Origin of the sequence: Kineococcus auxinigenes, assembly GCF_050871525.1 — a bacterium.
Taxonomy (GTDB): Bacteria; Actinomycetota; Actinomycetes; order Actinomycetales; family Kineococcaceae; genus Kineococcus.
Genome location: NZ_JBKBCT010000031.1, coordinates 18,241 through 42,208, shown reverse-complemented (window position 1 = coordinate 42,208; position 23,968 = coordinate 18,241). Strand labels below are relative to the sequence as shown.

24 protein-coding genes are annotated in these 23,968 nt (G+C 74.9%); 10 read left to right on the top strand and 14 right to left on the bottom strand.

Annotated elements, in window-relative coordinates:
* Nucleotides 1–112 precede the first annotated feature (112 nt).
* On the bottom strand, nt 113–2,206 hold the full coding sequence (tkt, locus tag ACRYR9_RS10625; protein ID WP_432499076.1) for a transketolase: 2,094 nt from the start codon (nt 2,204–2,206) through the stop codon (nt 113–115).
* Between the two features lie 383 nt (nt 2,207–2,589).
* Between tkt and ACRYR9_RS10620 the strand changes: the two genes are divergently transcribed.
* On the top strand, nt 2,590–3,612 hold the full coding sequence (locus tag ACRYR9_RS10620) for a heme o synthase (RefSeq protein WP_432499079.1): 1,023 nt from the start codon (nt 2,590–2,592) through the stop codon (nt 3,610–3,612).
* A gap of 489 nt (nt 3,613–4,101) precedes the next feature.
* Here ACRYR9_RS10620 and ACRYR9_RS10615 read toward each other — a convergent pair whose 3' ends face one another.
* The 3 genes from ACRYR9_RS10615 to ACRYR9_RS10605 all read right to left on the bottom strand — a co-directional run bounded on the left by ACRYR9_RS10615 (nt 4,102) and on the right by ACRYR9_RS10605 (nt 6,846).
* Nucleotides 4,102–4,989, bottom strand: coding sequence for a COX15/CtaA family protein (locus ACRYR9_RS10615; protein ID WP_432498146.1), 888 nt, complete (start codon nt 4,987–4,989; stop codon nt 4,102–4,104).
* A gap of 88 nt (nt 4,990–5,077) precedes the next feature.
* The gene (locus tag ACRYR9_RS10610; RefSeq protein ID WP_432498135.1) at nt 5,078–5,878 is read right to left on the bottom strand and encodes an ABC transporter permease; all 801 of its coding nucleotides are present in this window, start codon (nt 5,876–5,878) and stop codon (nt 5,078–5,080) included.
* Between the two features lie 11 nt (nt 5,879–5,889).
* Nucleotides 5,890–6,846, bottom strand: a complete 957-nt coding sequence (locus ACRYR9_RS10605; protein ID WP_432498133.1) for an ABC transporter ATP-binding protein — start codon at nt 6,844–6,846, stop codon at nt 5,890–5,892.
* Nucleotides 6,847–6,962: 116 nt separating this feature from the next.
* Between ACRYR9_RS10605 and ACRYR9_RS10600 the strand changes: the two genes are divergently transcribed.
* Genes ACRYR9_RS10600 through ACRYR9_RS10580 form a run of 5 tightly spaced genes read left to right on the top strand, consistent with a single transcriptional unit; the run spans nt 6,963 to nt 11,595 of the window.
* Nucleotides 6,963–7,769 carry a helix-turn-helix transcriptional regulator gene (locus ACRYR9_RS10600; RefSeq protein WP_432498144.1) on the top strand — a complete coding sequence of 269 codons (807 nt, stop codon included), beginning with the start codon at nt 6,963–6,965 and terminating at the stop codon, nt 7,767–7,769.
* Between the two features lie 59 nt (nt 7,770–7,828).
* Nucleotides 7,829–9,208, top strand: coding sequence for a Fe-S cluster assembly protein SufB (gene sufB, locus ACRYR9_RS10595; RefSeq protein WP_432498141.1), 1,380 nt, complete (start codon nt 7,829–7,831; stop codon nt 9,206–9,208).
* Nucleotides 9,208–10,434: a Fe-S cluster assembly protein SufD gene (sufD, locus tag ACRYR9_RS10590; protein WP_432498130.1), complete on the top strand. Its 1,227-nt coding sequence runs from the start codon at nt 9,208–9,210 to the stop codon at nt 10,432–10,434. The genes sufB and sufD overlap by 1 nt, the downstream gene beginning before the upstream one ends.
* A complete protein-coding gene (sufC, locus tag ACRYR9_RS10585) occupies nt 10,434–11,192 on the top strand; it encodes a Fe-S cluster assembly ATPase SufC (RefSeq protein WP_432498128.1) in 759 nt (252 codons plus the stop codon). The genes sufD and sufC overlap by 1 nt, the downstream gene beginning before the upstream one ends.
* Nucleotides 11,193–11,208: 16 nt before the next feature.
* Nucleotides 11,209–11,595 (top strand): metal-sulfur cluster assembly factor, encoded by a 387-nt coding sequence (locus ACRYR9_RS10580; RefSeq protein ID WP_432498126.1) that lies wholly within the window; start codon nt 11,209–11,211, stop codon nt 11,593–11,595.
* Between the two features lie 23 nt (nt 11,596–11,618).
* Here ACRYR9_RS10580 and ACRYR9_RS10575 read toward each other — a convergent pair whose 3' ends face one another.
* The 3 genes from ACRYR9_RS10575 to ACRYR9_RS10565 are packed head-to-tail and all read right to left on the bottom strand — an operon-like array spanning nt 11,619 to nt 13,735.
* Nucleotides 11,619–12,383, bottom strand: coding sequence for a CbiQ family ECF transporter T component (locus ACRYR9_RS10575; protein WP_432498123.1), 765 nt, complete (start codon nt 12,381–12,383; stop codon nt 11,619–11,621).
* Nucleotides 12,380–13,051, bottom strand: coding sequence for an energy-coupling factor ABC transporter ATP-binding protein (locus ACRYR9_RS10570; RefSeq protein WP_432498121.1), 672 nt, complete (start codon nt 13,049–13,051; stop codon nt 12,380–12,382). The genes ACRYR9_RS10575 and ACRYR9_RS10570 overlap by 4 nt, the downstream gene beginning before the upstream one ends.
* A 54-nt stretch (nt 13,052–13,105) precedes the next feature.
* On the bottom strand, nt 13,106–13,735 hold the full coding sequence (locus tag ACRYR9_RS10565) for a biotin transporter BioY (protein ID WP_432498119.1): 630 nt from the start codon (nt 13,733–13,735) through the stop codon (nt 13,106–13,108).
* Nucleotides 13,736–13,878: 143 nt separating this feature from the next.
* On the opposite strand from ACRYR9_RS10565, the gene ACRYR9_RS10560 reads away from it, so the two are divergent.
* Complete coding sequence (locus ACRYR9_RS10560; protein WP_432498116.1) at nt 13,879–15,477, top strand: ABC-F family ATP-binding cassette domain-containing protein; 1,599 nt, start codon at nt 13,879–13,881, stop codon at nt 15,475–15,477.
* A gap of 83 nt (nt 15,478–15,560) precedes the next feature.
* Nucleotides 15,561–15,839 carry a helix-turn-helix domain-containing protein gene (locus ACRYR9_RS10555; protein WP_432498138.1) on the top strand — a complete coding sequence of 93 codons (279 nt, stop codon included), beginning with the start codon at nt 15,561–15,563 and terminating at the stop codon, nt 15,837–15,839.
* Between the two features lie 30 nt (nt 15,840–15,869).
* Here ACRYR9_RS10555 and ACRYR9_RS10550 read toward each other — a convergent pair whose 3' ends face one another.
* The 4 genes from ACRYR9_RS10550 to ACRYR9_RS10535 all read right to left on the bottom strand — a co-directional run bounded on the left by ACRYR9_RS10550 (nt 15,870) and on the right by ACRYR9_RS10535 (nt 18,493).
* A complete protein-coding gene (locus ACRYR9_RS10550; RefSeq protein ID WP_432498114.1) occupies nt 15,870–16,622 on the bottom strand; it encodes an SDR family oxidoreductase in 753 nt (250 codons plus the stop codon).
* Between the two features lie 79 nt (nt 16,623–16,701).
* Nucleotides 16,702–17,748 (bottom strand): SURF1 family cytochrome oxidase biogenesis protein, encoded by a 1,047-nt coding sequence (locus ACRYR9_RS10545; RefSeq protein WP_432498112.1) that lies wholly within the window; start codon nt 17,746–17,748, stop codon nt 16,702–16,704.
* Nucleotides 17,745–18,014, bottom strand: coding sequence for a hypothetical protein (locus ACRYR9_RS10540; protein ID WP_432498110.1), 270 nt, complete (start codon nt 18,012–18,014; stop codon nt 17,745–17,747). Before ACRYR9_RS10540 ends, ACRYR9_RS10545 begins: the two co-directional genes overlap by 4 nt.
* An 86-nt stretch (nt 18,015–18,100) precedes the next feature.
* A complete protein-coding gene (locus tag ACRYR9_RS10535) occupies nt 18,101–18,493 on the bottom strand; it encodes a DUF3099 domain-containing protein (protein ID WP_432498108.1) in 393 nt (130 codons plus the stop codon).
* Between the two features lie 102 nt (nt 18,494–18,595).
* On the opposite strand from ACRYR9_RS10535, the gene fabG reads away from it, so the two are divergent.
* Complete coding sequence (gene fabG / locus ACRYR9_RS10530; RefSeq protein WP_432498105.1) at nt 18,596–19,351, top strand: 3-oxoacyl-ACP reductase FabG; 756 nt, start codon at nt 18,596–18,598, stop codon at nt 19,349–19,351.
* Between the two features lie 70 nt (nt 19,352–19,421).
* Nucleotides 19,422–20,189: an enoyl-ACP reductase FabI gene (fabI, locus tag ACRYR9_RS10525; protein WP_432498103.1), complete on the top strand. Its 768-nt coding sequence runs from the start codon at nt 19,422–19,424 to the stop codon at nt 20,187–20,189.
* A gap of 185 nt (nt 20,190–20,374) precedes the next feature.
* Here the strand turns inward: fabI and serB are convergent, their stop codons facing one another.
* The 3 genes from serB to glgC all read right to left on the bottom strand — a co-directional run bounded on the left by serB (nt 20,375) and on the right by glgC (nt 23,877).
* Entirely contained in the window at nt 20,375–21,622 is a 1,248-nt protein-coding gene (gene serB / locus ACRYR9_RS10520; RefSeq protein ID WP_432494508.1) for a phosphoserine phosphatase SerB, read from the bottom strand.
* Between the two features lie 66 nt (nt 21,623–21,688).
* The gene (locus ACRYR9_RS10515) at nt 21,689–22,516 is read right to left on the bottom strand and encodes an LLM class F420-dependent oxidoreductase (RefSeq protein ID WP_432494506.1); all 828 of its coding nucleotides are present in this window, start codon (nt 22,514–22,516) and stop codon (nt 21,689–21,691) included.
* A gap of 122 nt (nt 22,517–22,638) precedes the next feature.
* Nucleotides 22,639–23,877, bottom strand: a complete 1,239-nt coding sequence (gene glgC / locus ACRYR9_RS10510) for a glucose-1-phosphate adenylyltransferase (protein ID WP_432494504.1) — start codon at nt 23,875–23,877, stop codon at nt 22,639–22,641.
* Between the last annotated feature and the right edge of the window lie 91 nt (nt 23,878–23,968).

Here is a 23,968-nt window from a genome sequence, read left to right as displayed (position 1 = left end):
CGCGTAGGTGAGGTTGTCGCCGCAGAACGCGCCGACCAGCGCGCACGCGCCCAGCAGCAGCGGGTCCGGGGCGCCGGGGGGGGGGGGGGGGGGCGGCCCCGCGGGGGGTGGGTCACTGCAGACCGGCCAGGCTCTCCTTGGCGGCGGTCACGACGACCTCGTCCGTCAGTCCGAACTCCCGGTACAGGTCCTGGTAGTCCGCCGAGGCGCCGAAGTGCTCGATGCTGACCACGCGGCCGGCGTCGCCGACCAGGTCGTGCCAGCCCTGCGCGATGGCGGCCTCGACCGACACGCGCGCCTTGACCTGCGGGAGCAGGACGGTGTCGCGGTACGACTGCGGCTGCGCGTCGAACCACTCGCGGCACGGCATCGACACCACGCGGGTGGGGATGCCGGCCTCCTCGAGCTTCTCGCGGGCGGCCACGGCGATCTGCACCTCCGAGCCGGTGCCCATGAGGATCACCTGCGGCGTCGCCGCGGAGGCCTCCACCAGGACGTACCCGCCCTTGGCGACGCCCTCGGCCGCGCCCCAGCCGGGCTGGGAGCGGTCGAACGTCGGCAGGTTCTGGCGCGAGAGGGCCAGGCCCGCCGGGCGGTCGGTGTTCTGCAGGATCGTGCGCCACGCCCACGCGGTCTCGTTGGCGTCGGCCGGGCGGACGACGTCCAGGCCCGGGATGGCGCGCAGCGAGGCGAGGTGCTCGATCGGCTGGTGCGTCGGGCCGTCCTCGCCCAGGCCGATGGAGTCGTGCGTCCACACGTACGTCACCGGCAGCTTCATGATCGCGGCCAGGCGCACCGACGGGCGCATGTAGTCGCTGAAGACCAGGAAGGTGCCGCCGTAGGGGCGGGTGCCCCCGTGCAGGGCGATGCCGTTGAGGATCGCGCCCATCGCGTGCTCGCGGATGCCGAAGTGCAGGGTGCGCCCGTACGGGTTGCCGTCCCACGTCTTCGTCGTGCGGCTGGCCGGCAGGAAGGACGGCTCGCCCTTCATGCTCGTCAGGTTGGACTCAGCCAGGTCGGCCGAGCCGCCCCACAGCTCCGGCAGCACCGGGGCCAGGGCGTTGAGCACCTCGCCGGAGGCCTTGCGCGAGGCGATGGCCTTGCCGGGCTCGAAGACCGGCAGCGCCTGCTCCCAGCCGGCGGGCAGGGTGCGGGTGCTCACCCGGTCGAACAGCTCGGCGCGCTCACCGGCGCCCTTGCGCCAGGCGTCCATGGAGCCCTGCCACTGCTCGCGCAGCGCCTTGCCGCGCTCGCGGGCGGCGCGGGTGTGGGCGATGACGTCCTCGGGGACCTCGAAGGTCTGCTCGGGGTCGAAGCCCAGGACCTCCTTGGTGGCGCGGACCTCGTCCTCGCCGAGGGCGGAGCCGTGCGACTTGCCGGTGTTCTGCAGGTTCGGCGCCGGGTAGGCGATCGTGGTGCGCAGCACGATCATCGACGGCCTGGTGGTCTCCGCCTTCGCCGCCTGCAGCGCGTCCCACAGGCCCTGCACGTCCTCGGTGTAGGGGCCCTCGCCGCCGTTGGTCCAGTCCAGGGTCTGGACGTGCCAGCCGTAGGCCTCGTAGCGCTTGCCCGTGTCCTCGGCCAGCGAGATCGCGGTGTCGTCCTCGATCGAGATGTGGTTCGCGTCGTAGACCGCGATGAGGTTGCCCAGCTCCTGGACGCCCGCGATGGCCGAGGCCTCCGCGGAGACGCCCTCCTGGATGTCGCCGTCGGAGGCCAGCACGTAGACGAAGTGGTCGAACGGGCTGGTGCCCGCCGGGGCCTCGGGGTCGAACAGGCCCCGCTCGCGGCGCGCGGCCATCGCCATGCCGACCGCCGAGGAGATGCCCTGGCCCAGCGGGCCGGTGGTCATCTCCACGCCCGCGGTGTGGCCGTGCTCGGGGTGACCCGGCGTCTTGCTGCCCCACTTGCGCAGCGCCTTCAGGTCGTCCAGCTCCAGGCCGTAGCCGGCCAGGTACAGCTGGATGTAGAGGGTGAGGCTGGAGTGGCCGCAGGACAGGACGAAGCGGTCGCGCCCCGTCCAGTCCGGCGTCGCCGGGTCGTGCTGCATCAGCTTCTGGAACAGCGTGTAGGCGACGGGGGCCAGGCTCATCGCCGTGCCGGGGTGCCCGTTGCCCGCGCGTTGCACGGCGTCCATCGCCAGGACGCGGACGGTGTCGACCGCCTTGCGATCGAGATCGCTCCACTCGAGGCTCTGCTGGCTCACGTGTCTCCTCCCGTGCGAACCAGCTGACCGTCCAGCGCCGCCGGGGCGGTGGGGGAACCGGCCGTGGTCCGCTCTCTGTCTGCGTCTTCGTCCCCGGCGCCGTCACCGGTCCCCGGCGCGGTCCGGCGACGCGGCCCGCAGGGCTGCGCCGGGACCCGGTCCGCCCGCGGTCGTCGTCAGTGGTGCCGGCCGAGGCCCCCGCCAGGGGCGGCGACGGACGGTCCGGCGGATCACTGCGTGTCGAGCCTACTCTCAGCCCGGCGTGGCGCAGCTCACGGCCGGTCCGCGGCCCCTTCCGCGCCACGACGCGCCCCGGACAACGACACGACGTAATAGAGGCGTAGCATCGCCGGTGCCCGCTGCCGCCTCGCCCAGAGGATCCTGTGACTGTCGTCGACCCGCGTCCCTCCGACGCCCCCGCGCACTCGCGGCCCCTGGTGGGGCGCCGGCGCGGGGCTCGCCGGGGACCCAGCCGATTCCCGCGCGCCGCGGCCTACCTCGCACTGACGAAGCCGCGCATCATCGAACTGCTGCTCATCACGACGATCCCCGTCATGGTCTTCGCGGCAGGCGGTCTGCCGCCCCTGGGCCTGGTGCTCGCCACGTTCGTCGGCGGCGCCTTCGCCGCCGGGTGCGCCAACACCCTCAACTGCTACTTCGACCGCGACATCGACGCGGTCATGAAGCGGACCTCCAACCGCCCCCTGGTCACCGGGGCGGTGACCCCGCGGCAGGCGCTGGTCTTCGCCGCGGCGCTCGGCCTGACCTCGGTCGCGCTCTTCGTGGCCTTCGTCAACGTCCTGTCGGCCGTGCTGGCCGTGGCGGCCATCGCGCTGTACATCGTGGGTTACACGCTGCTGCTCAAGCGGCGCACCTCCCAGAACATCGTCTGGGGCGGCGTGGCCGGCTGCATGCAGGTCCTCATCGGCTGGACGGCGGTGACCGGCAGCCTGGCCTGGGCGCCGTTCGTCCTCTTCGGCGTCATCTTCCTGTGGACGCCACCGCACTACTGGCCCCTGTCGGTGCGCTACCGCGAGGACTACGCGAACGCCGGGGTGCCCATGCTGCCCGTCGTGGCCCGTCCCACCACCGTCTCCCGGCAGATCGTCGCCTACACCGTGGCGATGGTGCTCTGCTCGCTGCTGCTGGTGCCCGTGGGCGGTGCCGGCGTGCTCTACGGCGTCGCGGCCCTGCTGCTCGGCGCCGGCTTCCTGGCCCAGACGATCGCCCTGCACGGTCGCGCCCGCCGCTTCGAGCAGGAGACCGGTGGCCGCGACGCCGGCACCGCCGAGCAGCTCAAGCGCATCAGCCCCATGGGCGTCTTCCACGGCTCCATCACGTACCTGACGCTGCTCTCGCTCGCCGTGGCGGTGGACCCCTTCCTGCGGGTCGCCTGGCCCTTCTGACACCTCCCGCGCACGAGCCCCCGTCGACCGGTCGGCGGGGGCTCGTCGCGTTTCCGGGGTGCATCGCGTTCCCGTGGTGCATCGGCGTGGTCGGGCTGGCGGGGCGGCGGCGGGTGCTGCGGCCGGCTCTCCGCCCGCTGCCGGGTGCACCGCCTCACCCGCGTGGGGCGGGCGGGCTCCGGACGCCGACCTCCGCACCCGCCGCCACCCTGCGCACGTGCCGGTGCCGAGGCGACCCACCCCTTCGAGCGCTGGCCGATGGCGCCGGCGTGGTGCAGGGGACGGATACGGGGGGCTCTGCGCACCCGCTACGCGCACGAAGGTGAGGTCGGAGGGTGCTGGGATGTGCTGGTCGCCGGGCGTCCGGAGCCCGCGCTGCGCGGACGCGAGAGGTGCTGGGATGTGCCGGCGCGGGCGGAGAGCCCGGCGACCAGCACATCCCAGCACCCGGGCGCGGGCGCAACCACGGCGCGCCCCCGTCGCGAGGGATCAGGCGGGGGATCCAGCCGGGACCGTGGTCGGGGAGAGCGCGTCGCGGGGTGCGGTGAGCGCGCACAGCAGGCGGACGTGGAAGACGACCAGGGCGCAGGCGCCGGCCATGTGCACGGCCACGAGGACCCACGGCAGGTCGGTGAAGTACTGCACGTACCCCACGACGGCCTGGGCGAGCGTCACGAGCAGCAGCTGCCAGGCGGCGCGGACGGCGGGGCGGGGGGCGGACGTGGCACGCAGCGCCACCAGGACGCCGACCAGGAGGCCCGTGTAGGCCATGACGAGGTCGGCGTGCAGCCAGCTGACCGACTGCGGGTCCAGGCCGAAGCGGGCGGGCTCGTCGGCGTCGCCGGAGTGCGGACCCGAGCCGGTGACGACGGTGCCGACGACCACGACGGCGTACAGGACGAGCGCGGCGAGCCACGCGGCGCCGCGCACCTCGCGGCGCACCACGGGCGCCCGGGGGCCGGGCGGCTGCAGGCCGCGGCGCCACAGGACGGTGGAGGCCGTCACCAGGAGCGTGGAGACCAGGAAGTGCGTCATCACGACGCCGGGGTGCAGGTCCGTGTGCACGGTGATGCCGCCGATGACGGCCTGCGCGAGGATCCCGAAGATCAGCAGCCCCACGTACGGCAGCAGGTCGCGGCGCCGGTTGCGCCACACGACCACCAGGCAGGCCAGGGCGAGCAGGCCCACCAGCCCGGTGAGGGTGCGGTTCCCGAACTCGATCCACTTGTGGAAGCCCTCCTCCTGCACCACCACGGGGGTGTAGGAGCCGGGGACGCACTCGGGCCAGGTGGGGCACCCCAGCCCGGAACCGGTCAGGCGCACCACGCCGCCGGTGACGACGATGAGGCACTCGCCGAGCACGTTCAGCAGCAGCACGAAGCCGCCCCACGTGCCGAGCGCGCGCGCGGGTGCGCCGGGCCGGGTGTCCACGCCTGCGGGGGCGGAGGTCAGTCCCACGTGCTCACTACTCCCAGGAGAACCATCGGGCGGACGCGGCGACGGCGGCGGCCGTCCACGCGAGGAGGACGAGCAGCGGGCCGGCGGCCACGGCGTGCTCGGTCAGGGCGCTGCGCAGCGCGGTCCCCAGGGCCCCGGAGGGCAGCGCGGAGGTCAGGGCCGGCACGGGTGAGGTCAGCACGAGCCCGCCCCCGGCCAGCAGCAGCACCCAGACGAAGTTGGCGGCCGCCAGGGTCGCCTCGGCGCGCACGGTGCCGGCCAGCAGCAGCGCCAGGGCCGTGAAGGCCGTGCACCCCAGGACGAGGGCGGGCAGGGCGGCCAGCAGGCCCATGGGGTCGGGCCGCCACCCGCAGGCCGCGGCCACGGCGCACAGGACGACGAGCTGCACCGCCACCAGCAGGGCCACCGCCCCGGCCTTGCCGGCCAGCAGGCCGCCGCGGCCCAGGGGGCTGGTCGCCAGCAGGCGCAGCACGCCGTTGCGGCGGTCGAAGCCGGTGGCGATCGCCTGGCCGGTGAACGCGGTGGAGACCACGGCCACGGCCAGCACCCCGGCCAGCGCCAGGGAGGGCCGGTCGCCGTCTCCGAGGTCCACGGCGGTGGTGCGCACCGCGGCCACCAGGACGATCACGGGCAGCACGAGGGTCAGCAGCAGCTGCTCGCCGTTGCGCAGCGCGATGCGCGCCTCGAGCCCGGCCTGGCGCAGCGTGCGGCGCCACAGGGGGGCGGCGGTGCCGCGGGGGGTCAGGTCCAGGGCGGGCCCGGGCGCGCCGGTGCCGGCCGGTCCGCTGCGCCCGGGGGAGGCGGTCACGCCGGCGCCGCTCACCGCAGCGTCCGGCCGGTGAGGTCGAGGAACACGTCCTCGAGGGTACGGCGGGACGTGCCCAGCCCCTGGGCGAGCACGTCGTGGGTGGCGCACCAGGACGTCACCGTGGCGGCGGTGCGCGGGTCGGCGGGCACGCCGCTGACGACGTAGCGGCCCGGTTCGGGCTCGGACACGACGGCCCCGGCGGGCAGCGCCGCCTCCAGGGAGGCGGTGGGCAGGCCGGAGGGGGCGGTGAAGGTCAGCGCCGCGACCGACCGGGTGAGCTCGGCGGGGGAGCCGGCGGCCACGAGGCGGCCGTGGTCGAGCACGACGACGTCGTCGGCCAGCCGTTCGGCCTCCTCCATCAGGTGCGTGGTGAGCAGCACGGCGACCCCGGCGTCGCGCGCCTGGCGCACCACGTCCCACACGGCCAGGCGCGCCTGCGGGTCCAGCCCGGTGCTCGGCTCGTCCAGGAAGAGCAGCTCGGGGCGGCCCACGAGGGCGCAGGCCAGCGCGAGCCGCTGGCGCTGCCCCCCGGACAGGCGCCGCACGCGGGTGCGGGCGAAGGACGTCAGGCCCAGCCGCTCGGCGAGCGGCCCCACCGGCAGCGGGTCGCTGTGCAGGCCGGCCAGGTGCCGCAGCGCCTCCAGCGCGCCCACCCCGGTGGGCAGCCCGCCGTCCTGCAGGACCACGCCCACCCGGGGGCGCAGGGCGGCGCCGTCGGTCGCGGGGTCCCGGCCGAGGACCCGCAGCGTGCCGGAGTCGACGCGGCGCAGGCCCTCGCAGCAGGCCACGGTCGTGGTCTTGCCGGCGCCGTTGGGGCCCAGCAGCGCGGTGACGCGCCCGCGGCGCGCGGTGAAGCTCAGCCCGTCCAGGACGGCGGTGCCGCCGTAGTCCTTGCGCAGCCCGCGCGCCTCGACCGCGAGGTCCGCGGCGTCGCCCGGCGCGGGGGCGGGGGAGGAGGGGGCGGCCACGGGGCACGATTCTACGAGCCGAGGTAGTAGTCCCCGGCACGGCGCCGTGGTGTCCCGCGTCACCCGGCCCCCGGTTCCGGCCGAGCCCCCATTTAGATAACATGGGTGTTGTGGAAATGGTGAGGGTGACCTCACCCGGGGCCGCGCGCACCGGGGGGGAGCGGAGCGACGCGGACCTGCGCACGCGCACCCGCGTGCACGCCGCCGTGGCCGAGCTGGGCCCCGTCCCGGCGACCCGCATCGCCGCCCTGCTGGGCCTGAGCGGCCCCGCGGTGCGCCGGCACCTGGACGCGATGGTCGCCGAGGGCGTGCTCGAGGCGCGCGAGCCGCGGGCCGCCCAGCGCCGCGGCCGCGGTCGGCCCGCCCGCGAGTTCGTCGTCTCCTCCGCCGGGCACGACTCCCTGGCGGCCGGCTACGACGACCTCGCCCTGGCCGCGCTGACCTACCTGGCCCAGGTGCAGGGCCCCCAGGCCGTGGCCGCCTTCGCCGAGCAGCGCTTCGCGGCGCTCGAGGCGCGCCTGTCGGACGCGGTCCCTGCCGGCGCCTCCACCGCCGAGCGCGTCGAGGCCCTGGCCGCGGCGCTCGCCGCGCAGGGCTTCTCGGCCTCCGCACGGCCGGTGGGCAGCGGAACAGGGGCCGAGGGGACGCAGTTGTGCCAGGGGCACTGCCCCGTGCGCCGCGTCGCCGAGGCCTTCCCCGAGCTGTGCGAGGCCGAGCGGCGCGCCTTCGAGCGCGTCCTGGGCACGCGCGTGCAGCGCCTGGCCACGCTCGCCCACGGCGACCACGTGTGCACCACGCACGTCCCGCACGGCCCGCCGCAGCGGGCCCCTCAGGACCAGGCCCCCCAGCGGGGCCCGCACCAGACTCCCCTCGCCGTCACCACCGCGGGGAACCAGACGCCGACGGAAGGACGACGACTGTGACCGACACCGTGTCTGACACCCAGACCACCGACCTGGCGGGACCGCCCGAGCTCGAGGACATGGGCAAGTACCGCTACGGGTGGGCCGACTCCGACAGCGCCGGCTCCACCGCGCGCCGCGGGCTGTCCGAGGAGGTCGTCCGCGACATCTCGGCGAAGAAGTCCGAGCCGGAGTGGATGCTGCAGCTGCGCCTGAAGGCGCTGAAGCTCTTCTACCGCAAGCCCATGCCCAACTGGGGCTCGGACCTGACCGGCATCGACTTCGACAACATCAAGTACTTCGTGCGCTCCACGGAGAAGCAGGCCACCAGCTGGGACGAGCTGCCGGCCGACATCAAGAACACCTACGACCGCCTGGGCATCCCCGAGGCGGAGAAGCAGCGCCTCATCGCGGGCGTCGCGGCGCAGTACGAGTCGGAGGTCGTCTACCACCAGATCCGCGAGGACCTGGAGGAGAAGGGCGTCATCTTCGTCGACACCGACACCGGCCTGCGCGAGCACGAGGAGCTCTTCAAGGAGTACTTCGGCTCCGTCATCCCCGTCGGCGACAACAAGTTCGCGTCCCTGAACACCGCCGTGTGGTCGGGCGGCTCGTTCATCTACGTGCCCAAGGGCGTCCACGTCGACATCCCGCTGCAGGCCTACTTCCGGATCAACACCGAGAACATGGGCCAGTTCGAGCGGACGCTGATCATCGCGGACGAGGGCTCCTACGTGCACTACGTCGAGGGCTGCACCGCGCCGATCTACCAGTCCGACTCGCTGCACTCCGCAGTCGTGGAGATCGTCGTGAAGAAGAACGCCCGCGTTCGGTACACGACCATCCAGAACTGGTCGAACAACGTCTACAACCTGGTGACCAAGCGCGCCACGGCCGCCGAGGGCGCCACCATGGAGTGGATCGACGGCAACATCGGCTCCAAGGTGACGATGAAGTACCCGGCGGTCTACCTCATGGGCGAGCACGCCAAGGGCGAGACGCTGTCCATCGCGATGGCCGGCGAGGGCCAGCACCAGGACGCCGGCGCCAAGATGGTGCACGCCGCGCCGCACACCGCCAGCTCGATCGTCTCCAAGTCGATCGCCCGCGGTGGCGGGCGCACCTCCTACCGCGGCCTGATCCAGGTCCTGGAGGGCGCGCACCACTCGGCCTCCACGGTGCGCTGCGACGCCCTGCTGGTGGACACCATCTCCCGCTCGGACACCTACCCCTACAACGACATCCGCGAGGACGACGTCGTCATGGGGCACGAGGCGACCGTCTCCAAGGTGAGCGACGACCAGCTCTTCTACCTCATGAGCCGCGGCATGGCCGAGGACGAGGCCATGGCCATGATCGTCCGTGGTTTCATCGAGCCCGTGGCGCGCGAGCTGCCCATGGAGTACGCGCTGGAACTGAACCGCCTGATCGAGCTGCAGATGGAAGGGGCCGTCGGCTGATGACCGCCGTCGACGAGACGAAGACCGAGGCCGTGGCCACCACGCCCCCCAACGCCGCCCGGGCGCACAGCCACGGCGCCGGCGTCGTGCCCGACGCCAGCCGCGCCGAGCGCGTGACGTCCTTCGACGTCGCGGACTTCGAGGTGCCCACCGGCCGCGAGGAGGAGTGGAAGTTCTCGCCGCTGCGCGAGTTCGCCCCCCTCTTCGAGGCCGGCCCGGCCGGTTCCGCCCAGGTGGAGGTCACGGCGCCGGACGCGGTCGTGCACCGCACCGGCACGCTGCAGGAGGTGGGCGCCGGCACGGCGTTCACCCCCGGTGACCGGGCCGCGGCCGCCGGGTGGGCCACCACCACCGACGCGCACCTGATCTCCGTCCCGGCCGAGGCCGAGCTGGACGCCCCCGTGCTGGTGACGGTGCGCGGCACCGCCGGCGCCACCACCTCCGGGCACCTGGTCGTGGAGGCCGGCCGCCACGCCAAGGCGCTCGTCGTCCTGGCGCACACCGGCTCCGGCGCCCACCGCGGCGGCGTGGAGGTGCGCGCCGGCGACGGCGCCGACCTGACCGTCGTCACCCTGCAGGAGTGGGACGCCGACGCCGTGCACGTCGGCCAGCACGACGTCCTCGTCGGGCGCGACGCCCGCGTGCGGCACATCGCCGTCAGCCTCGGCGGCGGGGCGGTGCGGGTGTCCACCAACGTGCGCTACGCCGCCCCCGGCGGCGACGCGCAGGCCCTGGGCGTCTACTTCGCCGGCGCCGGCCAGCACCTGGAGCACCGCCTGTTCGTGGACCACGAGGCCACGAACTGCAAGAGCTACGTGGAGTACAAGGGCGCCCTGCAGGGCGACGACGCGCACGCGGTGTGGATCGGCGACGTCCTCATCCGCGCCGCCGCCGAGGGCACCGAGACCTACGAGCTCAACCGCAACCTGGTCCTCACCGACGGCGCACGCGCCGACTCGGTGCCGAACCTGGAGATCGAGACCGGCGAGATCGTCGGGGCGGGCCACGCCTCGGCGACCGGCCGCTTCGACGACGAGCAGCTGTTCTACCTGCAGGCGCGCGGCATCCCCGAGGCGGAGGCCCGCCGCCTGGTGGTGCGCGGCTTCTTCGCCGGCATCGTCGAGCGCATCGGCGTGCCGGAGATCTCCGAGCGCCTCATGACCACGATCGAGACCGAGCTCGCCGCCACCGCACTGGCCGGCGCGAGCAGCACCGAGGAGAACTGATGCCCACGCTGGAGATCCGCGACCTGCACGTCACGGTCGACGAGGCCGACGGCGGCACCAAGGAGATCCTCCGCGGTGTCGACCTCACCATCAACTCCGGTGAGGTTCACGCCGTCATGGGCCCGAACGGGTCCGGGAAGTCCACCCTGGCCTACTCCATCGCCGGCCACCCCAAGTACACCGTCACCGGCGGCTCGGTGACGCTGGACGGCGAGGACGTGCTGGCCATGAGCGTCGACGAGCGCGCCCGCGCCGGCCTGTTCCTGGCCATGCAGTACCCCGTCGAGGTCCCCGGCGTGACGGTGTCGAACTTCCTGCGCACCGCCAAGACCGCCATCGACGGCGAGGCGCCGAAGCTGCGCACCTGGGTCAAGGACGTCAAGCAGGCGATGGACGACCTGAAGATGGACCCCACCTTCGCCGAGCGCAACGTCAACGAGCACTTCTCCGGCGGTGAGAAGAAGCGCCACGAGATCCTGCAGATGGAGCTGCTCAAGCCGAAGTTCGCGGTCCTGGACGAGACCGACTCCGGCCTGGACGTCGACGCGCTCAAGGTCGTCTCCGAGGGCGTCAACCGGGCCCTGGCGAGCACCGGCCCCGGCGTGCTGCTGATCACGCACTACACGCGGATCCTGCGCTACATCGAGCCGCAGTTCGTGCACGTCTTCGTCGAGGGCCGCGTCGCCGAGCAGGGCGGCCCGGAGCTCGCCGATTCCCTCGAGGAGACCGGTTACGACCGTTTCCTCACCCGCGCCTGAGACCCCGGAGGTCGTCGTGAGCGACACCACCACCCAGAGCACCGAGAGCGTCGAGAGCACCGGGGCGGGCACCCCCGCCGCGGCGGGCCCGACCCCCGCCCCCGTGGAGGAGGTGGAGGAGGCCCTGCGCGACGTCGTGGACCCCGAGCTGGGGATCAACGTCGTCGACCTCGGCCTGATCTACGGCCTGTCCGTCTCCGAGGACAACGTGGCCACCATCGACATGACGCTCACCAGCGCCGCCTGCCCGCTGACCGACGTCATCGAGGACCAGACGCAGCAGGCGCTCGTGGACGTGGTCGCCGGGCACCGCATCAACTGGGTGTGGATGCCGCCGTGGGGCCCGGAGAAGATCACGGACGACGGGCGCGAGCAGCTGCGGGCCCTGGGCTTCAACGTCTGAAGCACCTCGACGCCTGAGTCGCCTCAGCGCCTGGGCCGCACCACCCCCGAGCCGGGGCCGTCCGCCGTCGCGGACGGCCCCGGCTCGCGTCGCGGTCCCTCGCGTTCGAGCGCCTCGTCCTCGCCGTGCTCCAGCCCGCGCGCCGCCAGCGCCTCGGCGACCGCCTCGGCGTGAGCGACGGTGCGCACCACCGCCGGCACCAGCACCACCCGCGGGTCGCCCCGCAGGCCGCGGGCGGCGGCGGCCTCGCGGGCCTGGGCCAGCAGCCGCGCCACCACCGGAACACCGGCCACCGCGACGCTGAACGTCAGCGCGACGTGCTCGGGGTCCACGCCCACCCGGCGCAGCGGCCGAGCCGCGCGGGCCAGGGCGTCCAGCAGCACCGGCACCGGGGTGGTGGCGGTGAGCACCGCCGCCGCCCACAGGCAGCCCACGAGCCCGGCCAGCACCGCCACGGCGCTCGCCGCCCCGTTCGACCAGACCTGGAAGACCCCCAGCGCCAGCAGCACCCACGCCAGCGAGCGCACCTGCCCGGCGAGGTAGCGCGGGCGCAACCCGGCGCCGAGGGCGAGGGCTGCGACCAGGACCGCCAGCGCCACCAGCACCAGCGCGGCCGGTGCCGGCGCCAGCAGCCAGCGCGCCAGCCCCGTCACCGCTCCCACGGCGACCACCCCCACCAGCTTCGCGCCCGCACCGGTGCGGTGCAGCCGGGACGAGCCCGGCTGCAGGTGCCCCAGCAGCGGCGCGGCCGTCGCCAGCCCGCGGCGCCGCCGCCCCCGCCACCTCACGCGCCGGCCCGGTAGGCCGCCACCACCTGCGCGGCCGGCCCGTCGGCGACCACGCGCCCCTCGTGCAGCCACAGCGCGCGCCGGGTGCGGGCGGCCAGGTCCAGGTCGTGGGTGGCCACCACCAGCTGCGCCGGCGAGGCGAGCAGCACGTCCGCCACCCGCCGGGCGTTGCGCAGGTCCAGCAGCGTCGTCGGCTCGTCGCACGCCAGCACCGCCGGGCCGGTGGCCAGCACCGCCGTCAGCGCCAGCAGCTGACGCTGCCCGGACGAGAGCCGGCGCACCTCGCCGTCGGCGCCCTCCGCCAGGCCCTGCTCGGCCAGCAGCGCCCGCGCCCGCGCCTCCCGCTCGCCGCGCGGCACGCCGGCCCGCCGCAGCGACAGGGCCACGTCCTGGACGGGGGTGGGCATGACGACCTGCGCGTCGGGGTCGGGGAAGACGAACCCGACCCGCCGGCGCACGGCCGCCAGGGCGTGCTCGGGCTGCAGGCCGCCCACCTCCACGGTGCCCGCCGAGGGCAGCACCAGGCCGTTGAGCAGGCGCAGCAGGGTGGACTTGCCGGACCCGTTGGGCCCGACCAGCGCCACCGACGGCTCGGTGAGCTCAACGCTCAGCGGGTGCAGCACCACCTTCTCCCCGGCGCGCACCACCACCTCCGACAGGCGGATCACGGCGCGGTGCTCACCGCGGCGCCCGGCTCGGCACGCTTCGACCGCGCGCGCCGGTCAGCGGCCCAGCAGCAGGCGCGGGGACGCGCGGTGCACCGCCGAGGCCACCACGACGGCCACCACGACCTTGACCAGGTCGCCGGGCAGGTAGCGCAGCGACGCCCACGCCGCCTCGTGCAGGTTCAGGCCGCCGGCCAGGGCCATGCCGGGGATCCCGCCGGCGTACACCGCGGCGACGCCGCCGAGCAGGCAGCCGGCGACCAGGCCGGCCACGGGCGCGCGCCGCCGGGCGCCGGCCCTGGCCAGGGCGCCGGTGACCAGCGCCCCGGCGGGGTAGGCCAGCAGGAACCCGGCGCTGGGGCCCGCCAGCACCGCCGGGCCCGCCGCACCACCGGCGAACACCGGCAGCCCCGCCAAGCCCATCAGCAGGTACACCAGCGCGGCCAGCGCACCGCGCCACGGCCCCAGCACCGCCCCGCACAGCATCAGGCCCAGCGTCTGCAGCGTGACGGGCACGCCCACCGGGCCCGTGGGCAGCGCCGGCGTCAGCGCCAGCGCGGCCACCAGGGCGGCGAAGACGGCCACCAGCGCCAGGTCGCGGGTTCGGCCGGCGGGGCGCCGCACGTCGCCGCCGGACGGGGCCTGCGCGGCGGCGCGCGCCGGGGAGCGGCGCAGGGGGGAGGGCATGGCGCGACGGTAGCGGACCCGGACCGCGACCGGCTCCGTCCGGCCCCGAGCGTGCGCGCGGCTCGAGGCGCGCGGGCGGGGTGCGGGCACGCCCTAGGATGGTGCCGTCCCCCGAACGTCCCCGTCCGCTGAGAGCTGCCCCCGTGATCGTCGCCACCGACATCGAACTGCGTGCGGGAGCCCGGCTCCTGATGGAGGGCGTGGACTTCCGCGTCGCCGCCGGCGACCGCATCGGCCTGGTCGGGCGCAACGGCGCCGGCAAGACCACCCTGACGAAGGTGCTGGCCGGCGAGGCCCAGCCCGCCTCGGGCACCGTGACCCGCTCCGGGGAGATCGGCTACCTGCCCCAGGACCCGCGCGCCGGCGACCCGGAGATGCTGGCCCGCGACCGCATCCTCGCCGCCCGCGGCCTGGACGACGTGATCACCCGCCTGCGGCGCGCCGAGCAGGAGATGGCCAGCGACGACCCCAGGGTCCGCGACCGCGCCATGGACAGGTACACCAAGCTCGACGCCCGCTTCGTGGCCATGGGCGGCTACACCGCCGAGAGCGAGGCCGCGCGCATCTGCGCCAACCTCAACCTGCCCGAGCGCATCCTCGACCAGCCGCTGAAGACCCTCTCGGGCGGTCAGCGCCGGCGCGTGGAGCTGGCCCGCATCCTCTTCTCCGCCAGCGAGACCCTGCTGCTGGACGAGCCCACCAACCACCTGGACGCCGACTCCATCGCCTGGTTGCGCGATCACCTCAAGAGCTACTCCGGCGGTCTCATCGTCATCAGCCACGACGTCGAGCTGCTCGAGGTCGTCGTCAACCGGGTGTTCCACCTGGACGCCAACCGCGCCACGATCGACGTCTACAACGTGGGCTGGAAGAACTACCTCAAGCAGCGCGAGACCGACGAGAAGCGCCGCCAGCGCGAGCGCGCCAACGCCGAGAAGAAGGCCGGCGCGCTGATGGCGCAGGCCGACAAGATGCGCGCCAAGGCCACCAAGGCCGTCGCCGCGCAGAACATGGCCAAGCGCGCCGAGCGGCTGGTCAGCGGTCTGGAGGACGTCCGCGTCCAGGACAAGGTCGCCAAGCTGCGCTTCCCCAAGCCCGCCCCCTGCGGCAAGACGCCGCTGACCGCGCAGGGCCTGTCGAAGTCGTACGGCTCCCTGGAGATCTTCACCGGCGTGGACCTGGCCATCGACCGCGGCAGCCGCGTGGTGATCCTGGGCCTGAACGGTGCCGGCAAGACGACGCTGCTGCGGATGCTGGGCGGGGTGGAGGAGCCGGACACCGGCCGCATCGTCGGCGGCCACGGCGTGAAGATCGGCTACTACGCCCAGGAGCACGAGACGCTGGACGTGAACCGCACCGTGCTGGAGAACATGCGCTCGGCGTCCCCGGACCTCGACGACACCCGGGTGCGCACCGTCCTGGGGTCCTTCCTCTTCTCCGGCGACGACGTCGACAAGCCCGCCGGGGTGCTCTCCGGCGGGGAGAAGACCCGCCTGGCGCTGGCCACCCTCGTGGTCTCCAGCGCGAACGTGCTCCTGCTGGACGAGCCGACGAACAACCTCGACCCGGCCAGCCGCGCCGAGATCCTCGACGCGCTGCGGCACTACGAGGGCGCCGTCGTGCTCGTCACCCACGACGAGGGAGCGGTCGAGGCGCTGGACCCCGAGCGCGTCGTGCTGCTGCCCGACGGTGTGGAGGACCTCTGGAACGCCTCCTACGCGGAGCTGGTCTCCCTGGCCTGAGGGCCCCCGCCGAACGCCCCCGAGCAGCCCGTCCGGGCGCCGGCGCGGCGTTCGAGTGGCCGATCCCGCCGCGGGTGGTGACCATGGTGCAGGTCGGCGACGACGTGGAGGAGGTCGGTGTGACCGAGGCGGTCAAGCGGGGATCCCGGTTGAGCGGGACCGAACGTGCGCAGCTCGCCGAGGAGCTGTCGAAGGGCTACGCGGAGGGCAAGAGCATCCGTGCGCTCGCGGAGGAGGCCGGGCGTTCCTACGGCTTCGTCCACCGGCTGCTCAGCGAGAGCGAGGTCTCGCTGCGCAGCAGGGGAGGCGCCACCCGGGGGCGCGCCAAGCAGCACCCCGAGCCGGAGCAGCAGGCGAGCTGAACCCCGCCCGTGGACGGGGCCGCCGGCCGCTCACAGCGAGCGGTCGGCGCCCCCGTCCACGGTCAGGGACGCGCCGGTGATGTAGGACGCCGCCGGCGACAGCAGGAAGACCGCGGCGCGCGCGAACTCGTCGGGCAACCCGGCGCGGCGCAGCGGCACCGCCTCGAACCCGTCGCCGTCCACGGCGGTGGGCTCCTCGAACTCCAGGGGCGAGTCGGCGTCCACCCGCCCCACCAGGACGTTGTTGATCCGGATGCCGCGCGGTCCCAGCTCGTCGGCCAGCGCCTTGGCGGCCATCGCCAGGCCGGGGCGCAGACCGTTGGCGACCCCGGCGTCCTGCGCGGGGCTGCGCACCGTGCTGGACAGCAGCATCACCAGCGAGGCGCCCTCGCCGGTGGCCGCCTTGGCCACGGACCGCGCCAGCCGCAACGGGCCCAGCACGCTCGCCTCGAAGGCCTCGCGCCAGGAGGCGTCGCTGGCCTCCAGCACCGAGGAGGTGGGGGGCGTGCCGCAGGAGACCACCGCGCCGTCCAGGCGCCCGAAGCGCGCGTTGGCGGCCGCCACCAGGCGCGTCTCCGTGCCGGGCTCGGTGATGTCACCGGGGACCAGCAGCATCCGCTCCGGCGCGCCGATGCCGCCGGCCGCGGCGGCCAGCTCCTCCGGGTCGCCGGCGGACAGCACCAGCAGCGCGCCCTCGTCGGCCAGGACCTGCGCGCACGAGCGCCCCAGGCCGGTGGAGGCACCGGAGACGATGTAGACGCGATCGCTGAGGCCGAGGTCCATGACCACATTGTTGCGCAGAGTCGCTTGTGCTCCACGCAGCATCACCGCTGGGGGGTCGCTGACCACCGAACCGCCCGCGTCAGCGCGGTGCGCGTGAACCGGCTTCCACCTCGAGGTCCTCGGCCTCCTCGTCGCTGCCCGGGCGCGCGGGCCGCGCTCGCCGCGCGGGGCGCCGGGTCGTCGCGGCCCCCGGCCGCCGCGCCGCACCGCCGGGCGCGCTGCCCGGCTGCGGCCCGCCGGGGGACCGGAAGCCGGCGGGCACGGCCCCGTCACCTCCCGGGGCACCTCCCGGGGCGCCGTCCGCACCGGTGACCGCCGGAAGCGCGCGGGCCTGCAGCTCGCGCCGGCCCGCCACGACCCAGACCACCAGCGCCGTCAGCGCGAACCCGTACCACTGCACCGTGTACGCCAGGTGGGGTCCCTCGTCGACCTCGGGGCGCTCGGCGGTGGCGGGAGCCGGCAGCGCGGTCGGCTCCTCCGAGGCGAGCACCGCGTAGCCACCGCGCAGCGGCGGCACGCCGGCGGCGCCGGTCACCTCGGCCACCGGACCGGGGGCGATGGAGGCGACCTGGCCCTGCGGCACGGTGCTGTCGCGGGCGGGTTCCCACGCGCGCACCCGCGCAGTGACGCTCACGGTGCCCCGCGGGGGGGCCGGGACCGCGTCCGGCGCGCTGCTGGTGCTGCCGGCGGGCACCCACCCGCGGTCCACGAGCAGCGCGGTGCCGTCGGCCAGCACCAGCGGCACGAGGACGTCGTAGCCCACCGCCTGGCCGTGCTGGCGGTTGCGCACCAGGACGGTGCCCTCCGGGGCGTAGGTGCCGCTGACGCTCACCGGCGTCCACAGGTCCTCCTCGGCCGGCGGCGAGCCGTCGGCGGGCAGCACGGTGCCCAGCGCCACGGGCGCCGCGTCGTAGTTGCTCACCAGCGGTGCGTTGGCGTCCAGGCGGTCCTGGCGGCGGTGCCACTGCCACTGGCCCAGCACCAGGCACACGGCGGCCACGGCCAGCGCCAGGGCCAGGCCGCGGCGCCAGCCGGGCTCGCGCAGCAGGCCGAGGACCCCGCGCGCGCCCGTGCCGGAGGGCGTCGCCGCACCGGTGGCGGGGGCGGGGGCGGTGCCGGTGCTCACGACGACAGGGTCTCCACCCCGACGACCTCCCGCAGGAAGCCGCGAGCACCGAGGAACTGCGCGAGGTGCTCGCGGTGCTGACCGCAGGCCAGCCACGTCTTGCGCCGCTCGGGGGTGTGCAGGCTGGGGTTGTTCCACAGCAGGCCGAAGTCGGCCGGGCGGGTGCAGCCGCGGGCGCTGCAGACGAGGTCGGACGGCGGTTCGTGCCCCGGTTCCCCGGCGGCGCTGCGCGTGCGCGGCGCCGCGGGGACGGCTGGAGTGTCCACGGTGCCAGTCTCGCACCGCCGCGGCGCGGGGTCGACGTGCGCCCCGCCCCGGCCGCGCCGGTGGGGCGTGCCCCTCGGGGCGGTGCTCAGGCGGCCCCGGGACGGCCCGCGGGGGAGTCCTCGCCGGGCGAGCGCACCGCGGTCACGCGCGCCTCCAGGGCCGGCAGGTCGCGCACGGGCGCCTCGGTCACGGTGAAGGACTGCGGCGGCGGACCCTTGGACTCCCGCCCGGCGTTGGCCAGCACGACGGCGACGTAGGGCAGGAACAGCGCGCCGGCCACGAACAGCCAGCGGGTCCAGTGCTCGACGACGACGAACAGCACGAAGCAGGCCGTGCGCACGAGCATCGAGACGACGTACTTGCGGTAGCGCACGCCGAGGTCGTCGGTGTGCGCGGTGGGGGCGGCGGTGATCCGGTACACGCCGGGCGGGGCCGCGTCAGCGGTGTGCCCGCCGGTGGGGGTGGGGTGCGAAGGCACGGGGCCCACGGTAAGCGCTGGGTCCGACACGTGCCCCCGCGCAGAGCCGCCGGCCGCGGGCGCCGACCGCCGCGGGCGGGCGATGCGTTAGCTTTCCTCCCCGTGCCCGACGCCACGCCCGACGCCACGCCCGCCCCCCAGGTCCCCGCGACCGGCTCCGCGCCCCGCAGCGTCCTCGTCACCGGGGGCAACCGCGGCATCGGCCTGGCGGTGGCGCGGGCCTTCGCCGCCCGGGGCGACCGCGTCGCGGTCACCCACCGCTCCGGCGAGGTGCCCGAGGGGCTGCTCGGGGTGCGCGCCGACGTCACGGACGGCGCCTCCCTGGACGCCGCGTTCGCCGCCGTGGAGCAGGCGCACGGGCCCGTGGAGGTGCTCGTCGCCAACGCCGGCGTCACCCGCGACCAGCTGCTGATGCGCATGGGCGACGACGACTTCGACGCCGTGGTGGACACCAACCTCGCCGGCGCCTGGCGCTGCGCGCGCCGGGCCGTGCGCGGGATGGTGCGCGCCAAGCGCGGGCGCATCGTGTTCGTCTCCAGCGTCGTGGGCCTGTACGGCTCGCCCGGGCAGACGAACTACGCGGCCAGCAAGTCCGGCATGGTGGGCCTGGCGCGCTCCATCGCCCGCGAGCTCGGCGGGCGCGGCATCACCGCCAACGTGGTCGCCCCCGGCTTCATCGACACCGACATGACCCGCGCGCTGCCCGAGGCCACCGCGGCCGACTACAGGGGGCGCATCCCCGCCGGCCGCTTCGGCGCCGTCGACGAGGTCGCGCAGGCCGTGCTGTTCCTCGCCGACGCCGGCTACGTCAACGGCGCGGTGCTGCCCGTCGACGGCGGCCTCGGCATGGGCCACTGACACCGAGCGACCGGCACCGGTCGACCGGCACCGAGCGACTGACAACGGACGAAGGACGAGAGGGAACCTGATGGGTCTGCTGGACGGCAAGCGCCTGCTCGTGACCGGAGTGCTCACCGACCGCTCGATCGCCTTCGCGGTCGCGCGCGTGGCGCAGCAGGAGGGCGCGGAGGTCGTGCTGTCCTCCTTCGGGCGCCAGATGAAGATCACCTCCACGATCGCCAAGCGGCTGCCGAAGCCCGCGCCCGTGGTGGAGCTGGACGCCACCAGCGAGGAGGACCTCGCCGCGCTGGAGTCCCGCGTGCGCGAGCACGTCGACGGCCTGGACGGGGTGCTGCACTCCATCGGCTTCGCCCCCAAGGACGCCATGGGCGGCAACTTCCTGAACACCGAGTGGTCCAGCGTGGCGACCGCGCTGCAGGTCTCGGCGTACTCGCTGAAGTCCATCGCGGTGGCCGCGCTGCCGCTGATGGCGAACGGCGGCTCGGTCGTGGGCCTGACCTTCGACGCCCGCGTGGCGTGGCCGGTCTACGACTGGATGGGCGTGGCCAAGGCCGCGTTCGAGTCCACCGCCCGCTACCTGGCCCGCGACCTCGGCCCGAAGGGCGTGCGCGTCAACGTCGTCTCGGCCGGGCCGCTGCGCACGACCGCCGCCACCTCCATCCCGGGCTTCGAGACCCTGGAGGGCACCTGGGGCGAGCGTTCCCCGCTGGGCTGGGACGTCACCGACACCGAGCCGCCCGCGCGCGCCGCGCTGGCGCTGATGTCCGACTGGTTCCCCGCCACCACCGGCGAGATGATCCACGTCGACGGCGGTTTCCACGCCATGGGTTCCTGAGACCCGTGGCCGAGCAGCCCCCGCCCTCGGGCGGCCGGCGCCTGGCGGTGCTGGCCGGCTCGATGGTCCTCGTCGTCGCGGTGCTGGTGGCCCTGGCCACCTGGGCCAGCGTCACCGGCTGACGCCCGCCGCCGACCCCTCGCCGGGGTGGTCCCCGCCGCGCGCCGCAGCGCGCGGCGGGGACCTCAGCGCACCGGGGCCAGGGCCTCGTCGGCCAGGTCGGCGTCCTCCACGTCCTCGCGGGTGATGCCCAGCAGCGGCAGCACCGCGTCCAGGTAGGGCACGTTGACCGCGGCGTCGGCCTGCTCGCGCACCACGGGCTTGGCGTTGAAGGCGATGCCCAGACCCGCCGCGCCGATCATGTCCAGGTCGTTGGCACCGTCGCCGATCGCGACCGTGCGGTGCAGCGGCAGGCCCTCGGCGGCGGCGAACTCCCGCAGCGCGGCGGCCTTGGCCGCGCGGTCCACCACCGGGCCCAGCAGCCGGCCGGTGAAGCGCCCGTGCACTACCTGCAGCCGGTTCGCCCGCACGTGCGCGATGCCCAGCTCCGCGGCCAGCGGCCCCACCACCTCCAGGAAGCCGCCGGAGACCAGCGCCAGCGTGAAGCCGAGCCGGTGCAGGGTGCGGCACAGCGTGCGCGCGCCCGGGGTGAGCACGACCGCCTCGCGCACCCGCTGCACCACGGCCACGTCCAGTCCCTCCAGGCAGGCCACCCGCTCGCGCAGCGAGGCGCCGAAGTCGATCTCCCCGCGCATGGCGCGCTCGGTGACGGCGGCCACCTCGGCCTCGCGGCCGGCGTGCGCGGCCAGCAGTTCGATGACCTCCTGGCGGATGAGGGTGGAGTCCACGTCCATGACGACCAGGCGCCGGCCCATCCGGGCCAGACCGCCGGGGGAGACGGCGGCGTCCAGGCCGTGCCGGGCCGCCTCGGCCGCCAGGGTGCGGCGCAGGTCCAGGACCTCCTCGGCGCTGGCGTCGACCGACACGTCGAACTCCACGCTGGTCACCGGGGCCGAGGCCATCCGCCGCACCCGGTCCACGTTGGCCCCGCGCTCGGCGAGCACCGCGGTGGTGCGGGCGATCGCCGCCGGGCGCAGCGGGGCGCCCAGCAGCGTGACGTGCAGCCGCCGCGGGCGCACGGCCGGCGCCCCCGGCTCGCGCACGGTGCAGGTGACGTCCAGCCCGTCCCCGCCCCAGCCGGACAGCGCCGCGGTCACGGCGGCGGGCTCGGCGCTGCCCACGAGCACCGCCAGGGTCAGCACGCCACCGACGACGACCTGCTCGACGTCCAGGACCTCCGCGTCGGTGCCGGCCAGGACGGTGAACAGCGCGGAGGTCACCCCCGGGCGGTCGCCCCCGGTGACGGTGACCAGCAGGGTGGGCGCGCAGGTGGGCGCAGCGCCCGGGGACGTGTCGTCGCGGGTTCCGGGCACGTCGCGAAGGCTACCGGCCCGGTGCGCGGCCCCGGTGCCCTGCACGGGCCCGCGCACCGGGGTAGCTCAGCCCCGCGCGGCGTTCTTCTCGTCGCGCCAGGCGACCCAGCGCCGCAGCGGCTCCAGGTCGTAGTCCGGGCCGCCGACGCCGAGGGTGAACAGGCGCGTGCCGACGGCGTGCAGGGCCTCGCCCTTGTCCGCGGGGTCGTCCGCCACGTCCACCCCGGCGGAGCGCTCGATCTCACCGGGGTCGCGGCCCAGGGCGGCGCAGTGCGCGTCGAGGACCTCGTGCTTGCGGGCGATGGTCTCCACGTCGCCGAACCCGTGCCAGACGTCGGCGTGCTGCGCCACGATCCGCAGGGTCTTCTTCTCCCCGCCGCCGCCGATCAGGACGGGCACGTGGCGGGTGGGGGCCGGGTTGAGCCGGCCCAGGCGCGAGGTGATGCGCGGCAGGTCCTCGGCGAGCTTGTCCAGGCGGGCGCCGGCGGTGCCGAACTCGTAGCCGTACTCGGCGTAGTCCTTCTCGAACCAGCCCGAGCCGATGCCCAGGACCAGCCGGCCGGTGCCGGTGTCGTGGGCGGAGACGTGGTCCACGGTGCGGGCCATGTCGGCCAGCAGCTCGGGGTTGCGGTAGCTGTTGCAGGTCACCAGCGCACCGATCTCGATGCGGCTGGTCGCCTCGGCCCAGGCCGCCAGCATCGTCCAGCACTCGAAGTGCAGACCGTCCGGGTCGCCGTACAGCGGGTAGAAGTGGTCCCAGTTGAAGGCGATGTCCAGGCCCATCTCCTCCGCGCGCGCGGCCGCGGCGCGGATCGCGGGGTAGGTGGCGTGCTGGGGCTGGATCTGGACGCCGATGCGCACCGGACGGTCGCCGGCGGGTGCGGGGGAAGTCATGCCCCGGATGCTGCCGCACCGCGCCGCCCGGCGACAGGGGCGGCGCGGTGCGGGCTGCCGGGCGCGGTGCGGGCTGCCGGGCGCGGTGCGGGCTGCCGGGCGCGGTGCGGGCCGCTGCCGGGTCAGGAGGGGATGGTCTGCCCCTTGCCGACGACCGTGATGCCGGAGTCGGTGACGGTGAAGCCGCGCGCGCGGTCCTCCTCGGGGTCCACCCCGACGCGGGCGTCGTCGGGCACCACGACGTTCTTGTCGAGGATGGCGCGCTGCACCACGGCGTGCCGGCCGACCTGCACGTTGTCCATGAGCACCGACTCGCTGACGTGCGCCCAGGAGTCCAGCCGCACCTTGGGGGAGACCACCGACTTCTCCACCAGCGCGCCGGAGACGACCGTGCCGGCGGAGATGATGGAGTTCACCGCGTGCCCGTAGGTGCCCTGCCAGCCGTGCACGAACTTCGCCGGCGGGTAGAAGTCCTGCGCGGCGATGATGGGCCACTCGTAGTTGTAGAGGTTGAACACCGGCAGCACGGAGATGAGGTCCATCTGGGCCTCGAAGTAGGAGTCCAGCGTGCCCACGTCGCGCCAGTAGGCGCGGTCGCGGTCGGTGGCCCCGGGGACCTCGTTGTCCTTGAAGTCGTAGACGTTCGCCAGCCCGCGCTCGACGAAGTCGGGGACGATGTCCCCGCCCATGTCGTGCTTGGAGTCCTCCTCCTCGGAGTCGCGGGTCACCGCGTCCACCAGCGCGTCGGCGTCGAAGACGTAGTTGCCCATCGAGGCCAGGACCTCGTGCGGGGAGTCGGCCAGGCCCTGCGGGTTCTTCGGCTTCTCCAGGAACTGCGCGATCCGGGACGAGCCGGGCTCGGTCTGGATGACGCCGAACTGGTCGGCCAGCGAGATGGGCTGGCGGATCGCGGCCACCGAGCACGGCGCGCCGGAGGCGACGTGCGCGTCGACCATCTGGGAGAAGTCCATCCGGTACACGTGGTCGGCGCCGACCACGACGACGATGTCGGGGCGCTCGTCGGAGATGAGGTTCATGGACTGGTAGATCGCGTCGGCGCTGCCCAGGTACCAGCGCTTGCCCACGCGCTGCTGCGCCGGCACCGAGGCGATGTAGCTGCCGAAGAGGTTCGACATGCGCCACGACTGGGAGATGTGCCGGTCCAGGCTGTGGGACTTGTACTGCGTCAGGACCACGATCTTGCGGTAGCCCGCGTTGACGAGGTTGGACAGGGCGAAGTCGATGAGCCGGTAGGTGCCGCCGAAGGGCACGGCGGGCTTGGCCCGGTCGGCCGTGAGGGGCATGAGCCGCTTGCCCTCCCCGCCGGCGAGGACGATCGCGAGGACGTTGGGTGCTGCCACGAGGGGCACGATAGGCCCGCGACCGCCACGATGCCCGGGCGACGCGGGGAAAGATCCTGCGCGTCGCCGCCGCGGGGCCCCGTGGCGGCGC

Bases quoted from the DNA above. Each gene is read 5' to 3' on its own strand.
- ACRYR9_RS10600 (WP_432498144.1), top strand. From the start codon at position 6,963: ATGGTGAGGGTGACCTCACCCGGGGCCGCGCGCACCGGGGGGGAGCGG.
- sufB (WP_432498141.1), top strand. From the start codon at position 7,829: ATGGGCAAGTACCGCTACGGGTGGGCCGACTCCGACAGCGCCGGCTCC.
- sufD (WP_432498130.1), top strand. From the start codon at position 9,208: ATGACCGCCGTCGACGAGACGAAGACCGAGGCCGTGGCCACCACGCCC.
- sufC (WP_432498128.1), top strand. From the start codon at position 10,434: ATGCCCACGCTGGAGATCCGCGACCTGCACGTCACGGTCGACGAGGCC.
- ACRYR9_RS10565 (WP_432498119.1), bottom strand. From the start codon at position 13,735: ATGCCCTCCCCCCTGCGCCGCTCCCCGGCGCGCGCCGCCGCGCAGGCC.
- ACRYR9_RS10555 (WP_432498138.1), top strand. From the start codon at position 15,561: ATGGTGCAGGTCGGCGACGACGTGGAGGAGGTCGGTGTGACCGAGGCG.
- ACRYR9_RS10550 (WP_432498114.1), bottom strand. From the start codon at position 16,622: ATGGACCTCGGCCTCAGCGATCGCGTCTACATCGTCTCCGGTGCCTCC.
- fabI (WP_432498103.1), top strand. From the start codon at position 19,422: ATGGGTCTGCTGGACGGCAAGCGCCTGCTCGTGACCGGAGTGCTCACC.
- ACRYR9_RS10515 (WP_432494506.1), bottom strand. From the start codon at position 22,516: ATGACTTCCCCCGCACCCGCCGGCGACCGTCCGGTGCGCATCGGCGTC.